We start from the raw sequence: 13,877 nt of genomic DNA, 5'->3' as shown, positions 1-13,877 counted from the left end.
TCGGCTTTCGTTCTTGTTTCGGCAGATGAGTGCGCGCGTCGGACCGTTCACCGACGCGCCGTCACGAACGGGCGACGATGGCGGGCAAGCGACCGGATATGGTGGGATACGCCGTGTCGGGCGGGCTCAGCGCGATGCGTGAGGTGACACGATCCGCGTGCGGTGCGGCGGATCGTGGAAGCGGATCGGAGTCATGCGACCTCCCAGACGGGCAGCAACCGGCTGCCTCGTCAAAACCTATCAAGCCGATGGGATATTAGGAGATAGCAAATATTGCCGCGCTGCTAGGCGACCTATCCCTCTGCGCGAGGGGCGGATCGGCGGAGGAGGCGCCGCCGGTAGCGTGCAAGCTCCGCCGTCATGGTCATCGCCAGCGATCGAGCCGGATGCGCGGCCTTCGTCACTGACAGTGGTATTTCGGTGAGATGGACCGGCAGACCCGCAAGCAATGTCGCTCCGCGACTCTCGCGCGGATGGACGGGACCATCGCAGGCCGGCACCGGCCGCCTAGAACAGCCCGTCGTCGTCGTCGAACATGTCCGCAGCGGGCGGCGGGGCGGCGGCCTCCATCCCGGGCAGCAGGAACGCGGCATGGATCTCGCGCTCGCAGGCCATGGTATAGAGGGTCGCCGCCCACGGCAGCAGCCGGTGTAGCGCGTCCTCGTCCCCGGCGGTGAGCGGTACGTCCGCCGACTGGCGGTCGAGCACCGCCGCACCCTCGTCCAGCGTGTCGGCGAAGCCCAGCCCGCGCTGCAGCCCGCCGACGTCGCGTTGCAGGGTGGCGATGATCCGTTGCGCCTCGCCGCCGCCGTGCGACACCGCCTGATCGGAGGTTTCGCAGGCGCTGCGCACGACCGCCAGCGCATCGTCGAGCGCGCGCGTCGAGCCGCCGTCCGCCTCCGCGGCGGGGCGCAGGTCGAGCTGGGCCAGCGACTGGACCACGCGCTCGATATCGTTGCTGAGCCGGTCCAGCCGTCCGGCGCAGGGATTCACCTCGCTCGCGATCACCGCGACCGCGCGTCCGACGATGCCGTGACGGCGGCACAGCAGCCGGGTGTTGGTGGAAATGTCCTGCACGTCGCGGGCGATGCGCTGGATCCGCGCCAGCCCGCGCGACAGGTCGGCGATCGTGTTGGCGACGAAGGCGGTCAGCGCCTCCAGCTGGTGATCGGCCTCGTAGAGCCGGCCGGTGACGTGGCCGATGTCGGCGATGCCGCGCTGCAATTGCACCAGCGCCTGGCTCTCCTCCCCGCTGACCTGCGCGTCGATGATCGCCATCAGCTCCCCGGCGAGCGGCCCGAGCCGGGCCAGCGCATCGACCAGCGCGCCCATCTCGCGACGGAAATCGACCGCGATCCCGGTCATCTGCGCCGCGACCAGCCGTGCCAGATGCGCGCGCGCGCCGGGCGGCGGGGCATCAACCTCCGTCTCCGCCGCGCGCAGGATCGCGATGCAATGTTCGACCCGCTGGCGCACGCTGTCGCCGACCTGGATCGCGCCCAGCACCCGCGCCACCTCGCCCTGCACCCGCTGCATGATCGCGCGCACGTCGCGCGCCATCGCCGCGGTGGCGACCAGATGGCGTTCGAGCACGTCGGCATTGCCCGACAGTTCGTCGGGGACGGTCGGCGGCACCTTGCGGCATTCGTTGGCGAGCAGGTCGTCCGCCGCCTGCACATCGCGGATGACGGTGCCGAAGCTGTTCAGGTCCTGCGCGAACTGCTTCAGTTCGCGCCGCCCGCTGTCCAGCTTGCCCTCCATGCCGGTGGCGAACTGCACGAACGACATCTCGCCCGACGAGGCGATCTTGATGTTCATGCCATAGATGCTGAGCGTGCGCAGCAGCTCGCCGACATCGGACAGCAGGTCGCGCAGCTCGCGCGTCCGCGCGGTCAGCGCGACGATCTGCCCGGCGCGCCGTTCGCGCTGTTCGGGCAGCGTGCCCAGCCGCCGCGCCGCCTGCCTCAGCTTGGCGACCGCCGCTCCCGCCACGTCCGTGGACAGGGCACGCTGCACGTCGTCCAGCCCGGTCGCCATGCGATCGACCGTGTCGATGGTCGACGCCAGCGTCTCGCCGATCGTGCGGAACCGTTCCTCCATGTCGCCGATCAGCAGGTCGAGATCGTTGGCGACGCCATGGATCGGCACCGGCGTGGCGCCGGTCGGATCGATCGTGGTCAGCAGCATCCTGTTCCTCCCTTCTATCGCGCCGTCGCCTGAAGCAGCTCGCGCGCGATCCGGCCCAGCGGCACCACCCGGTCGGCGGCACCGCGCGCGATCGCTTCCTTGGGCATTCCAAAGACGACCGACGTCTCCTCGTCCTGTGCGAAGGTGCGCGCGCCGGCGGTCTTCATCTCCAGCAGCCCGCGCGCCCCGTCGTCGCCCATCCCGGTCATGATGATCCCGACCGCGTTCGCCCCGGCGTTGCGCGCGGCGGAGCGGAACAGCACGTCCACCGACGGCCGGTGCCGCGACACCAGCGGCCCTTCCTTCACCGACACCACATAGCGCGCGCCCTGCCGCTCCAGCATCGTATGGCGCAGCCCGCCGGGCGCGATCAGCACGCGCCCGCGCATCACCGTGTCGCCGTCCTCGGCCTCCTTGACGTCGACCTGGCACAGCCCGTCGAGCCGGCGCGCGAAGGCGCGGGTGAAGCTTTCCGGCATATGCTGGACGATGACGATGCCCGGCGAATTGGCGGGCAGTTCCTCCAGCACCTCGCGCAGCGCCTCGGTCCCGCCGGTCGAGGCGCCGATGCACACCACCATTTCGGTGGTCTTGCTCATCGCGCGGCCGGTGGGCGGCGGCAGCACCGCGTCGGCGGACAGTTTCTGCGCCGGGGCGTCGGCACCGCGCGCCGTGCGTCGTGCGCCGAGCCGCGCGCGCGCGGCCCCCTTCACCGTCTCGCGGATCATCAGATGCGCCTCGGCGAGATGATCCGCGACGCCGACGCGCGGCTTCAGGATCACGTCGACCGCGCCGGCCTCCAGCGCCTGGAGCAGGGTGTCGGATCCTTCCTCGACCAGCGAGGAGCACATCACCACCGGCACCGGGCATTGCGCCATCAGCCGGCGCAGGAAGGTGATGCCGTCCATGCGCGGCATCTCCACGTCCAGCGTGATGACGTCGGGCACCTCGGCCTGCATGTAGCGCGCGGCGGCGAACGGATCGGCCGCCGCCGCGATCACCTCGATCTGCGGATCGGCGGACAGGATCGCGGTCATCGCCTGACGGACGCTGGCGCTGTCGTCGATCACCAGCACGCGGATCTTGTTCATGACGGTCATGTCCGCTGGAACACGGTGTTGGCCACCGCGGTGAGGGGAAGGTCGAAGCCGGTGATCGTCTCGGAATGGCCGAGGAACAGCAGCCCGCCGGGGCGCAGGCACGACACCAGCCGCCGCACCACGGCCTGCTGGGTCGCCTTGTCGAAATAGATCAGGACGTTGCGGCAGAAGATGATGTCCATCGGCGCGCCGACCGGATAATGGTCGTCCATCAGGTTCATCCGCGCGAAGCCGACCGCGGCGCGCAATTCGGGCGCGATCCGCACCTCGTCGCGCGCCGCATCGCGCGGGCGCAGCACGTAGCGGCCGCGCAATGCGGGCGGCACCGGATCGAGCAGCACCGACGGATAGATGCCGCGCCGCGCCACTGCCAGCACCTCGGTGTCGAGGTCGGTGGCGAGGATGCCGTAATCGGGGCCGCCATGCTCGCGGGCATAGGTGTCGAGCAGCATCGCGATCGTGTAAGGCTCCGCGCCCGTCGAGCAGGCGGCGCTCCACACGCGCAGCCGCTGGCGCCCCTCCGCGCGCATCGCCGGCAGCGCCTGCTGCTGGAGATAGTCGAAATGCTTCGGCTCGCGGAAGAAATCGGTCTTGTTGGTGGTGACGGCGTTGAGCAGATGCTCTTTCTCGCCGTCGAGATGGTCGCCATCGAACAGCCAGGCGCAATAATCGTTGAGGGTGGCGCGGCGCGTGGCGCGGACGCGGCGCCGCAGCCGCCCCTCGATCATCGTCAGCTTGGCCGGCGGCAGGCGGATCCCCGCCTGCTGGTAGATGTAGCGCGAGATCCGCTCGAAATCGCGGCGCGACAGCGTGTCCTCCGCCATGGCCGCCAGGGCCGCCGCGCTCATCGCGGCGATCCGGGGGCTGGGCGACGAAGCGCGGGAGACGGCATAAGCGATCGTCCTTGCACGTAAGGAGAGCCGATCACGCGGCGGCGGGATAGTCCGCCACGCGCATGGCGGCGTGGTCGGCGGCGAAGATGCGCGCCAGGTCGATCAGCGCGATGAAGCCGTTGCCTCGCCGCAGGATCGCGTGGAGATGCTCGGAGCGCCAGCGCCCCCCGATATCGGGGGACGCCTCGACCGCCTCGCTGCCGAAGCTGCTGACGTCGAGCACGCGGTCGACCACCAGCCCGAGCAGCAGCGGGGCGGTGCCGTCGAGCGGCACCTCCACCACCAGCACGCGCGTGGCGAGCGTCGCCTCGGCGGGCGCCAGGCCCAGGCGGACGCGCAGGTCCACCATCGGCACCGACGTGCCGCGCACATCGGTCAGGCCGAGCAGCCAGCCGGGCGCATCGGGCATCCGGAAGGCGGGGCGATGATCGAGGATCTCACGCACCTCGGTGACGGGCAGGGCGAATTCCTCCTGCCCCAGGCCGAAGACGACGACCTGCAGGTCGGGTCCGGCCGCGCTCATGCCGCGCGTCCGAAATCGAGGTCTTCGCCGTCCGGACCGCCGTTGGCGAGATCGAGCGCGAAGCCGCGGACGCGCGCCTGCTGGTCGGCCACCGTCGTGGGACGCGCGACCGGCTTCGTCTTGCGCACTGCCGCCGCAGGCCGCGCCGCCGGCTTGCGCGTCGTCGTGCGCGCGTCGTTCCCGTCGACCCGGAAGAAGGCGATATTCTCCTGCAATTCCTCCGCCTGGCTGGCCAGCTCCTCGGACGTCGAGGAAATCTGGTCGGACGCGGAGGCGTTCTGCTGCGTCACCTTGTCGAGCTGCTGGATCGCCTCGTTGATCTGGCTGGCACCGATGTCCTGCTCGCGGCACGCCGCGCTGATCTCGGCGACCAGTTCGGCGGTGCGGCGGATGTCGGGGACGAGCTTGGCCAGCATCTCGCCGGCCTGTGCCGCCGCGGTCACCGTCTCCGACGACATGCCGCTGATCTCGCCCGCCGCGGTCTGGCTGCGTTCCGCCAACTTGCGGACCTCGGCGGCGACGACCGCGAAGCCGCGACCATGTTCGCCCGCCCGCGCCGCCTCGACCGCCGCATTGAGCGCAAGCAGGTCGGTCTGGCGCGCGATCTCCTGCACGATGCCGATCTTCTCGGCGATCGTCCGCATCGCGGTGACCGCCTTCTGCACCGCTTCACCGCTCAGTTCGGCGTCCTGCGACGACTGGCGCGCGATCTTCTCGGTCTGCGAGGCATTGTCGGCATTCTGTTTGATGTTGGCCGCCATCTGCTCCATCGATGCGGAGGCTTCCTCCGCTGCCGCGGCCTGTTCGGTCGCGCCCTGCGACACCTGCTCCGACGAGGACGACAGCTGCTGGCTGCCCGAGGCGACGTTCTGCGCCGCGGCGCTGGCATCGCCCACCACGCCGCGCAAGCGTTCGACCATCGTCACCAGGGCGTGGCCAAGCTTGTCCTTGTCCGACAGCGGCTGGTGATCGACCGTCAGGTCGCCCCCGGCGATCGCATCGGCCAACGCCGCGCTCTTGCGCAGATTGACGGTCATGCGATTGACGACATCGACCAGATCCTTGATCTCGTCGTTGCTGGTGACGGTTACCTCCTGATCGAGATCGCCGATCGCGACCGCGTCCAGCGTGGTGCCGACGCGCTTCAGCCCTCGCGATAGCGCAAGCGAGATCCAGATGGCGCATGCCACGGACAAGAGCGTCGCGGCGACCCCCACGCCGATCAACAGGTTGCGCGCATCGGCATAGAGGGCGCTGGTCGCCTCGTCCGACTGGTGCATCGCGGCACGTTGCCGCTCGACGATCGTCGAGACATCATGGACGACCGCCTCGACCAGCTTCTTCTGCTCGGTTTCGGTGAGTTCGGCCGCTTTCGCGTTCTCGTTGGTGGTGCCGAGCAGGCTGATCCGCTCGTACACGGGCTTCAGCGCCTGCCAGTCCTGCTTGGCCTGACGCCAGAGCGGCTTGTCCTCGGCGCTCGCGCGAGCATCGCCGTCGGCAAGCAGGCTTTCGAATTCGCGCTGACGACGCGCGGTGTCGGCATTGTAGCCGGCCATGATCTGCGCATCGGTATTGAGCGCCAGAGCCTTCTGGTTGGACAGCATATAGCCCAGATCGGAGTCGATCTGACCGGCGGAGTCCAACTGCTTGGCCGGGCCGGCGACGATATCGGCGATCGCATCGTTGAGCGTGCTGGACTTGGAGATCCCCAGGCTCACGACGACCAGCAGCATCACGGTCAGTATGGCGAACGTACCCGTCAGTTTCGCCTTCAAGGTTGCACGCACGATCAATTCCCCCTTTTTGGTCATTTCGAGATGGCGCGGCTCGACGGTCACCTCACCGCGCCGGTGCGGGTCGCTCAGGCGGCGCGACCGAAGTCGACGTCCTCCGCGTCCGGGCCGCCGGTGCTGAGGTCGAGCGCGAAGCCGCGGGCGCGCGCCTGCTGGTCGGCGACCGATGCGGTGCGGGCGACCGGCTTGTCCTTCCTGGCCGAGCGGGCGGGAGTGGCGGCGCGCGCCGCCGCCGGCTTGCGCACCACCGGCCGGGTCGCGCCGTCGGCGACGCGGAAGAAGGCGATGTTCTGTTGCAGTTCGGCCGCCTGGCCGGCGAGTTCGTCCGAGGTCGAGGAAATCTGTTCGGACGCGGACGCATTCTGCTGCGTCACCTTGTCGAGCTGCTGGATCGCCTCGTTGATCTGGCTGGCGCCGATGTCCTGCTCGCGGCACGCGGCGCTGATCTCGGCGACCAGTTCGGCGGTGCGGCGGATGTCGGGCACCAGCCGGGTCAGCATCTCGCCGGCCTGCGCGGCGGCGGCCACCGTCTCCGACGACATGCCGCTGATCTCGCCCGCCGCGGTCTGGCTGCGTTCGGCGAGCTTGCGGACCTCGGCGGCGACGACCGCGAAGCCGCGACCATGTTCGCCCGCGCGCGCCGCCTCGACCGCGGCGTTGAGCGCCAGCAGGTCGGTCTGGCGCGCGATCTCCTGCACGATGCCGATCCGCTCCGCGATCGTGCGCATCGCGGTGACCGCCTTCTGCACCGCCTCGCCGCTCAGTTCCGCATCCTGCGACGACTGGCGGGCGATCTTCTCGGTCTGCGAGGCATTGTCGGCATTCTGTTTGATGTTGGCCGCCATCTGCTCCATCGACGCCGACGCTTCCTCGGCGGCGGCCGCCTGTTCGGTCGCGCCCTCGCTCATCTGGTCGGCGGTGCCCGACAGCTGCTGGCTGCCGCTGGCGACCTGCGACGAGGCGCTGGCGACGTCGGCGGCGAATTTCGACAGATTGTCGACCAGCGCGTTGACCGCCTTCTTCATGCGCTCGTGATCGCCTTCGCACGCGATCTCGACGCGCTGGGTCAGGTCGCCGTCGCTGACCAGCGCGAGGACGCGATTGCCCTCCGCGATCGGCAGCAGGATCGCATCGAGCATCCCGTTGATGCCGCCGACCAGCTTGCCGAAATCGCCTGGGAAGCGTTTCGCGTCGCCGCGCTCGCTCAGCTTGCCGTCGGTCGAGGCGACGATCAGCCGCTGGATCTCGCCGATGATCTCGCGGAAATTGTCGCGCAGCGTCTCGATCGTGTCGTTGATGAACGCCTTCTTGCCCGGGAAGCGCTCCAGCTCGGCCTCGAAATCGCCCTCGCCGAAGCGCTTGATGCAGGCCATGGCCTTCTTCTTCACCGCGATATGGCCGGCGACCATGTCGTTGATGCCCTGCGCCATCACGCCGAAATCGCCGCTGAACTTCGCGACCGGCACGAAGACGTCGATATCGCCCTTGTCATGCTCGGCGGACATCAGGTTCATCTCCGCGATCAATCCCTTCAGATTGGCGCGCAGCGTTTCGATCGTATCGTTGATGAACGCCTTCTTGCCCGGAAAGGCATCGAGCGGCGCGTCGAACCGGCCCTCGCCCAGTTCCTTGATGCAGGCCATGGCCTTCTTCTTCACCGCGATATGGCCCGCGACCATCGTGTTGACGCGCTGCGCCATCAGCGACAGGTCGCCGCGGAAATCGGCGGCGGGGATGGTGACGTCGATGTCGCCGGCGTCATGCTCGCGCGACATCCGGTCGACCTCCTGATGCAGCCGCGCGACCGGCGACAACGCGCGGTCGAGCACCTCGTTGACCGCGAGCAGCAGCTCGCGCGCATCGCCGGTGACATGATCGCAGTGCGCGCGCCGTGTCAGGTCGCCATCGGCGAGCTGCTGCGCCAGGCCGCGAAGCTCGGCAAGCGCATGATCGGTGCGGGAAGTCTTCTTGAACGATGAAACGAACGACATGACGATACCTTTCGACTAATGCAGCGGCGGGGGCGGTGACGATCCGATGTCGCCGGCCACGTCGATGGTGGTGGAACGAAGGGGCGACGACCTCAGGAGTGGGACCCGCCCGACAAGGCGGGCGCGAAGATCGTATGCAGGTCGGGCAGCACGATCAGATCGTCGCGCCGGCGCACCAGCCGGCGCACGAAGTCCCGCTGCCAGCGCATGCCGACGACCGGTGCTTCCTCGCTGGACTCTGCGCTGAGCGTCGCGACCTCGTACACATGGTCGGTCCGCAGCCCGATCAGCGTCGGCTCGCCGTCCAGCGGCAGCTCGATGACGACGATCCGGCTGTCCGGTGTCGCCTCCGTCACGTCCATTCCGAACGCCAGCCGCAGATCGGCGACCGGTACGATGCGCCCGCGGAAATTGACGACGTGGCTGACCAGCGCCGGTGCGCCCGGCACACAGGTTTCGGGAAGCAGGTCCAGGATCTCGCGGACCAGCGTCGCTTCCAGCGCGAAGGTCTCGCCGCCCAGGTCGAAGGTCAGCACCTCCATCTCGCCGCGCTCGTCCCAGACGATCGCGGCGGGTGCCGGGGCCAAAGCGTCAGCTTGCTGCACGAAGCATCTCCTCACGGGGTTGTGCCATCGCGACCAGTTGCGCGACGTCGAAGATCAGCGCGACATTGCCGTCGCCCAGGATCGTCGCGCCGGAGAAGCTGTTGACGCCGCGATGGAAGGCGGACAGCGACTTGATGACGGTCTGGTGGCTGCCGATGATCTGGTCGACGACCAGCCCGACGCGCTCGCGCCCGGTGGCGACCACCACGATCTTCTGGTGCGGATCGGGGCGCGTGCCCGTCGCGAACAACTCGCGCAGCCGCACGAACGGCACCAGCCGGTCGCGCAGCGTGATGAGGCTGCGTCCACGCGAGCGCAGATCCTCCTCCAGCGACAGTTCGAGGCATTCCTCGACCGCCGACAGCGGGATGACGTAGCGGCTCTCGCCGACCCGCACGAGCAGCCCCTCGATGATCGCCAGCGTCAGCGGGATGCGCAGCGTGATCGTCGATCCCTGCCCCGCGGTGCTGGCGACGCTGATCGAGCCGCGCAGGCTCTCGATCGTGCGCTTCACCACGTCCATGCCGACGCCGCGCCCGGACAGGTTCGTCACCTGCGCCGCGGTCGAGAAGCCGGGGTGGAAGATCAGTCCGAACAGATCCTCGTCCGACAGCATGGCGCCCGGCTCGATCAGGCCGTTGGCCTCGCCCTTGGCGCGCACGCGGTCGCGGTCGATCCCGCGCCCGTCGTCGACGATCGTGATGAGCACCTCCCCGCCCGCCTGATGCGCGCTGAGCCGCACGAGGCCGGTTTCGGGCTTGCCGGCGGCGATGCGGTCGGCGGGTGCTTCCAGCCCATGGTCGCAGGAATTGCGGATGATATGGACCAGCGGGTCGAACAGCCGCTCGATGACGGTCTTGTCGACCTCGGTCGCCTCGCCCTCGGTGCGCAGCTCGATCGCCTTGCCGGTGTCGCGCGCCAGATCGTGGATCAGGCGGCGGAAGCGGCCGAACAGCGTCGAGACCGGGACCATGCGCAGCACCATCATCGTGTCGCGCAACTCGCCGGCCAGTCGCTCGATATCCTCGGACACCGAGCGCAGCGCGAGATCGTGGCGGTTGCCGGCGAGCTGCGACAGGCGGCTCTGCGCGATCACCAGTTCGCCGACGCGGTCCATCAGTTCGTCGAGCCGCTCGGCGGGCACGCGGACGTTCTCGCCGGCCGGCTGCGCGGCGCTGCGCTCGGCGGTCGACGCGGCGACCGCGACCGGCGGCGTGTCGGCGGGCGGCGGCGCGGTCTCGACCGGCACCGGCACCTCGGCGACCGGCGCGGGGTCGAGCGGCGCGATCTCCAGCGTCATGTCGTCCATGACAAAGATGAAGACATCTTCGATCGCCTCGCGCGTGATGTCGCCGCGCAGCACGACGTCCCAGCCGAGATGGCATTCGCCCGCCACCAGCGTGCCGAGCGGCGGCAGCGCATCGGTGCGCACCGTCACCCGCCGCGTCGCCGAGGTCGCGCAATTCGTCGAGCAGCATCAGCGGATTGGTGCCGTTGGCCATCGCATCGGCGGGCAGGCGGAAGAACAGCCGCCAGCCCGGCATCGCCACCGGCGCGGCCGGCGCCGCGGACGCGTCGTTGCCGCGCGCCTGCTCGACCGCCGCCGCCAGCCGCGCGAGGATCGCATCGCCCGCCGCACCCGGCGCGTCGCCATCGACCAGCGCGCGCATATGGTCGCGCGCCGACAGGATCACCGACACCAATTCGGGGGGTCGCCGGCACCTCGCCCTTGCGGATGCGGTCGAAGGCGCTCTCGCAATGATGGGTGAACGCGGCCAGCGCGTCGAACCCGAACATTGCGCCCGAACCCTTCAGCGTGTGCAGCCCGCGGAACACCGCATTGACCAGCCCCATGTCGTCGAGCCGGTGCCCGAGATCGAGCAGCCCCTGTTCGACCTGATCGAGCAGCTCGCCCGCCTCCACCCGGAAGGTGGCTGTCGGATCCTCGGCGCTCACTTCCCCAGCACCTTCTGCGCGACGCGGATGAGCTGGTCGGGCTGGAACGGCTTGACCAGCCAGCCGGTCGCGCCCGCCGCCTTGGCCTGCGCCTTCACGTCGGCATCCGATTCGGTGCTGAGGAAGATGATCGGCACGCCGGCCTGCGACGGCTGCTGGCGCAGCGCGCGGATCATCGACAGACCGTCCATGTTCGGCATGTTGAGGTCGGTGACGATCATGTCGAAACGGGTCGCGCTGGCCTTCGCCAGCCCGTCGGCCCCGTCGACCGCCTCGGTCACCTGATAGCCCGCGCCGGTCAGGGCGATGCGGATCGCCATGCGCAGGCTGGCGCTATCGTCGACGGAAAGGATCGATGCGGTCATAACGCGACGTCTCCATGAAACCAGAATTGTGCGTCGTCCTCGGACGCGATGGGGAAGCCGGCGCGGACCAGCAGCGCGCGGAACCGCGCGTCCACCGGCGTCGCCAGCGCGAAATCGTGGCCTTCGTCGCGCGCCGCGATCCGTGCCGCCGCGACGAGCTGCGCCACGCTGAGGTCGGGCGCGGCGACCGCCGACAGGTCGAGCCGCACCGCCCCGCCGCCCGCGAAGGCGGACGACAGGTCATCGGCAAGCATTCCGATCGTCGGCAGGCACAGGTCACCCGCCGCGACCACAGTGGTGATCGACATCAGTGTCGTCCTTCAGAATGAGCGACGATCCGATCCATCGGCCGTGCATGGATCATGCGCCCGGCCGCGATACGATCCGCCAGGGATCACGCGCCACGTTGCGGTGGTCACGCATTTGAAAGTACGAGCTTTTTTAAGCTCCGTACCGTCTCTCCCATGCGCCCGACACTAATCGTGATTTATAAATCGGAGATTAAACCCGTAAACCAAGGAACTGTTCTCTGATTTTGGTCTTTTACTTCGATTATTCAGTTCCTTGAACTGGCGTGAAATCAGGCGGCATCTGCAGTTTGCTTGCGTTCATACCGCCAGATTGAGTAAGCATTCTGTCGGTCCACGACCCAGAACTGATCGGCAGATCGCGGTGACGCGGCTTTCCTGACTCCCTGCTGTCGCGGATCACCGGGGGCGGGAGACCGCGCCTGCGGCCGGCCGGTGCCCTAGGCGGCGTCCAAGATGCGGCCCAGCATCGCGCGGTCGAGCAGGTGGATAGCGCCGTATCCGCGCCGGATGGCACCGGCCGCCTCCAGCGCGGCGAGATGGGTGTTCGCGGCCTTGCGCGACAGACCGCAGAGTTCGGCCAGATCCGATTGGGCGAGCGGCACCACACGCTCGTCGGCGAACAGCATCAGCCGGGCGGCGATGCGTGCGCGGGGCGGCAGCGCCAGCATCTGCGCCAGGCCGTGGACGCTGGCGTCGAGCTGCGCATAGACGAGTTCGCTGACGGCCTGCCACATGATCGAATGGTCCGCCCCGATCCGTTCCAGCGCCGCGTCGCTCACCGTCACGACGCGACTGGCCGGTCCCGCGCGCGCCGTGACGATCCGCGGTCCGCCGCCACGCCGCTGCGACTGGCCGAACGATCCGCCGGCGCGCGCCACCCCGACTAGCACGTTGCGCTCGCCGACCGTCGCCTCCAGCCGCAACAATCCGTCGAGCACCATGACCAGCCCGGTGGCATCGTCGCCCTCGCCATAGACCCACTGGCCGGGCGCCAGCGAGATCGCGCGCCCCGATGTCGCCAGCGCGACCCGCAACGCCTGCGGTTGCCGCGCGAACCAGCGATTGGCCAGCAGGGGATCGAGCGGCGCCATGGCCGAATGTAACGCTGGTGACATTTACCCGCCAGTGGCAGCGCTATCGTCCGGCGCAGCAGATGGAGGAGAGGTTCGATGACGTCAGTGCAGATGCGACCGCTGTCCGAACATGTCGGGGTCGAGGCCAGCGGGGTCGACCTGACCACGCTCGACGATGCGGCCTTCGGGTCGCTGCGCGATGCGGTGGCGGCGCATGGCGTGCTGTTCGTTCGCGATCAGGCGCTGACGCCCGAGCAGCATATCGCCTTCGCGCGGCGCTGGGGCACCATCGACGTCAACAAATACTTTCCGGCGAACGGCGGCCATCCCGAGATCGCCGAAGTGCGCAAGGCGGAGAACCAGCAGACGAACATCGGCGGCGGCTGGCATACCGATCACAGCTACGATGCGGTGCCGGCGATGGGATCGATCCTGCTGGCGCGCGAGACTCCGCCGAGCGGCGGCGACACGCTGTTCGCCAGCCTGGGTGCCGCGTTCGACAGTCTGTCGGAGGGATTGAAGACGATGCTGCGCGGCCTCCGCGCGGTGCATTCGGCCGACCATATCTATAGCGCTGACGGCATCTATGCGAAGACCGATCAGGGTGCCGACCTCAAGGGACATGACGAGCGGACCCGTGCGATCCACCCCGTGGTGATCCACCATCCGCGGACCGGGCGGGAGATCCTCTACGTCAATCCCGCCTTCACGCTCCACTTCGAGGGATGGACGCGCGAGGAAAGCGCGCCGCTGCTCGCCTATCTCTACCAGGTCGCCATGCAGGATCGCTTTCAATGCCGTATCAGCTGGGCGCCCGGCTCGATCGCGATCTGGGACAATCGCTCCACCTGGCATTGCGCGATGAACGATTATCACGGTCATCGCCGGCTGATGCACCGCATCACGATCTCGGGGGAGCCGCTCGACTGACGGCTCGGGCAGCGCCGTGGCGCCGGGTCCGACGCCCCCTTGCGGGTCAATGCGGCGCCAGGCCCCATCTCGACCCCGGTCTTGTCGTGCAGTGCGAAGCGATCGATGATATCGGCGCTCGCGCGGTTGTAGCCGACGACCTCGACCAGC

Annotated in this window: 12 protein-coding genes and 1 pseudogene; 1 reads left to right on the top strand and 12 read right to left on the bottom strand. The window is 68.8% G+C overall.

What is annotated here, in order from left to right:
- Window positions 1–507: 507 nt before the first annotated feature.
- From PGN16_RS20075 to PGN16_RS20025, 11 genes and pseudogenes are all read right to left on the bottom strand, one after another.
- Window positions 508–2,187 carry a hypothetical protein gene (locus tag PGN16_RS20075; RefSeq protein WP_335311127.1) on the bottom strand — a complete coding sequence of 560 codons (1,680 nt, stop codon included), beginning with the start codon at window positions 2,185–2,187 and terminating at the stop codon, window positions 508–510.
- A 14-nt stretch (window positions 2,188–2,201) separates the two neighbouring features.
- Window positions 2,202–3,287 (bottom strand): protein-glutamate methylesterase/protein-glutamine glutaminase, encoded by a 1,086-nt coding sequence (locus tag PGN16_RS20070; RefSeq protein ID WP_443019694.1) that lies wholly within the window; start codon window positions 3,285–3,287, stop codon window positions 2,202–2,204.
- On the bottom strand, window positions 3,284–4,135 hold the full coding sequence (locus PGN16_RS20065; RefSeq protein WP_335311125.1) for a CheR family methyltransferase: 852 nt from the start codon (window positions 4,133–4,135) through the stop codon (window positions 3,284–3,286). The genes PGN16_RS20070 and PGN16_RS20065 overlap by 4 nt, the downstream gene beginning before the upstream one ends.
- Before the next feature lie 76 nt (window positions 4,136–4,211).
- Entirely contained in the window at window positions 4,212–4,703 is a 492-nt protein-coding gene (locus tag PGN16_RS20060; protein WP_335311124.1) for a chemotaxis protein CheW, read from the bottom strand.
- Window positions 4,700–6,514 carry a methyl-accepting chemotaxis protein gene (locus PGN16_RS20055; RefSeq protein ID WP_335311144.1) on the bottom strand — a complete coding sequence of 605 codons (1,815 nt, stop codon included), beginning with the start codon at window positions 6,512–6,514 and terminating at the stop codon, window positions 4,700–4,702. The genes PGN16_RS20060 and PGN16_RS20055 overlap by 4 nt, the downstream gene beginning before the upstream one ends.
- A 50-nt stretch (window positions 6,515–6,564) precedes the next feature.
- Window positions 6,565–8,487 (bottom strand): methyl-accepting chemotaxis protein, encoded by a 1,923-nt coding sequence (locus tag PGN16_RS20050; RefSeq protein WP_335311123.1) that lies wholly within the window; start codon window positions 8,485–8,487, stop codon window positions 6,565–6,567.
- A gap of 92 nt (window positions 8,488–8,579) precedes the next feature.
- Window positions 8,580–9,029, bottom strand: a complete 450-nt coding sequence (locus PGN16_RS20045) for a chemotaxis protein CheW (RefSeq protein ID WP_335311143.1) — start codon at window positions 9,027–9,029, stop codon at window positions 8,580–8,582.
- Between the two features lie 49 nt (window positions 9,030–9,078).
- Window positions 9,079–11,048: pseudogene (locus PGN16_RS20040) on the bottom strand (chemotaxis protein CheA).
- Window positions 11,045–11,413 carry a response regulator gene (locus PGN16_RS20035; RefSeq protein WP_335311122.1) on the bottom strand — a complete coding sequence of 123 codons (369 nt, stop codon included), beginning with the start codon at window positions 11,411–11,413 and terminating at the stop codon, window positions 11,045–11,047. The pseudogene PGN16_RS20040 and the gene PGN16_RS20035 overlap by 4 nt, the downstream one beginning before the upstream one ends.
- The gene (locus PGN16_RS20030; RefSeq protein ID WP_335311121.1) at window positions 11,410–11,721 is read right to left on the bottom strand and encodes an STAS domain-containing protein; all 312 of its coding nucleotides are present in this window, start codon (window positions 11,719–11,721) and stop codon (window positions 11,410–11,412) included. Before PGN16_RS20030 ends, PGN16_RS20035 begins: the two co-directional genes overlap by 4 nt.
- A 440-nt stretch (window positions 11,722–12,161) precedes the next feature.
- Window positions 12,162–12,815 (bottom strand): Crp/Fnr family transcriptional regulator, encoded by a 654-nt coding sequence (locus PGN16_RS20025; protein ID WP_335311119.1) that lies wholly within the window; start codon window positions 12,813–12,815, stop codon window positions 12,162–12,164.
- A gap of 78 nt (window positions 12,816–12,893) precedes the next feature.
- Here PGN16_RS20025 and PGN16_RS20020 point away from each other — a divergent pair, with 78 nt between their 5' ends.
- Window positions 12,894–13,727 carry a TauD/TfdA dioxygenase family protein gene (locus PGN16_RS20020; protein WP_335311118.1) on the top strand — a complete coding sequence of 278 codons (834 nt, stop codon included), beginning with the start codon at window positions 12,894–12,896 and terminating at the stop codon, window positions 13,725–13,727.
- Here the strand turns inward: PGN16_RS20020 and PGN16_RS20015 are convergent.
- The coding region (locus PGN16_RS20015) for a hypothetical protein (RefSeq protein WP_335311147.1) at window positions 13,676–13,877 on the bottom strand (202 nt) is incomplete at its 5' end. The genes PGN16_RS20020 and PGN16_RS20015 overlap by 52 nt on opposite strands.

Source organism: Sphingomonas phyllosphaerae, from assembly GCF_036946485.1.
Classification (GTDB): Bacteria; Pseudomonadota; Alphaproteobacteria; order Sphingomonadales; family Sphingomonadaceae; genus Sphingomonas; species Sphingomonas phyllosphaerae_E.
The sequence above is the reverse complement of the archived record's forward strand: the minus strand, read 5'-3'. Positions and strand labels throughout refer to the sequence as shown.

What these genes read in the sequence shown, in the direction of transcription:
- PGN16_RS20060 (WP_335311124.1), bottom strand. Translation starts at nt 4,703, where the DNA reads ATGAGCGCGGCCGGACCCGACCTGCAGGTCGTCGTCTTCGGCCTGGGG.
- PGN16_RS20045 (WP_335311143.1), bottom strand. Translation starts at nt 9,029, where the DNA reads ATGGAGGTGCTGACCTTCGACCTGGGCGGCGAGACCTTCGCGCTGGAA.
- PGN16_RS20050 (WP_335311123.1), bottom strand. Translation starts at nt 8,487, where the DNA reads ATGTCGTTCGTTTCATCGTTCAAGAAGACTTCCCGCACCGATCATGCG.
- PGN16_RS20020 (WP_335311118.1), top strand. Translation starts at nt 12,894, where the DNA reads ATGACGTCAGTGCAGATGCGACCGCTGTCCGAACATGTCGGGGTCGAG.
- PGN16_RS20025 (WP_335311119.1), bottom strand. Translation starts at nt 12,815, where the DNA reads ATGGCGCCGCTCGATCCCCTGCTGGCCAATCGCTGGTTCGCGCGGCAA.
- PGN16_RS20055 (WP_335311144.1), bottom strand. Translation starts at nt 6,514, where the DNA reads ATGACCAAAAAGGGGGAATTGATCGTGCGTGCAACCTTGAAGGCGAAA.
- PGN16_RS20075 (WP_335311127.1), bottom strand. Translation starts at nt 2,187, where the DNA reads ATGCTGCTGACCACGATCGATCCGACCGGCGCCACGCCGGTGCCGATC.
- PGN16_RS20065 (WP_335311125.1), bottom strand. Translation starts at nt 4,135, where the DNA reads ATGAGCGCGGCGGCCCTGGCGGCCATGGCGGAGGACACGCTGTCGCGC.
- PGN16_RS20030 (WP_335311121.1), bottom strand. Translation starts at nt 11,721, where the DNA reads ATGTCGATCACCACTGTGGTCGCGGCGGGTGACCTGTGCCTGCCGACG.
- PGN16_RS20070 (WP_443019694.1), bottom strand. Translation starts at nt 3,287, where the DNA reads ATGACCGTCATGAACAAGATCCGCGTGCTGGTGATCGACGACAGCGCC.
- PGN16_RS20035 (WP_335311122.1), bottom strand. Translation starts at nt 11,413, where the DNA reads ATGACCGCATCGATCCTTTCCGTCGACGATAGCGCCAGCCTGCGCATG.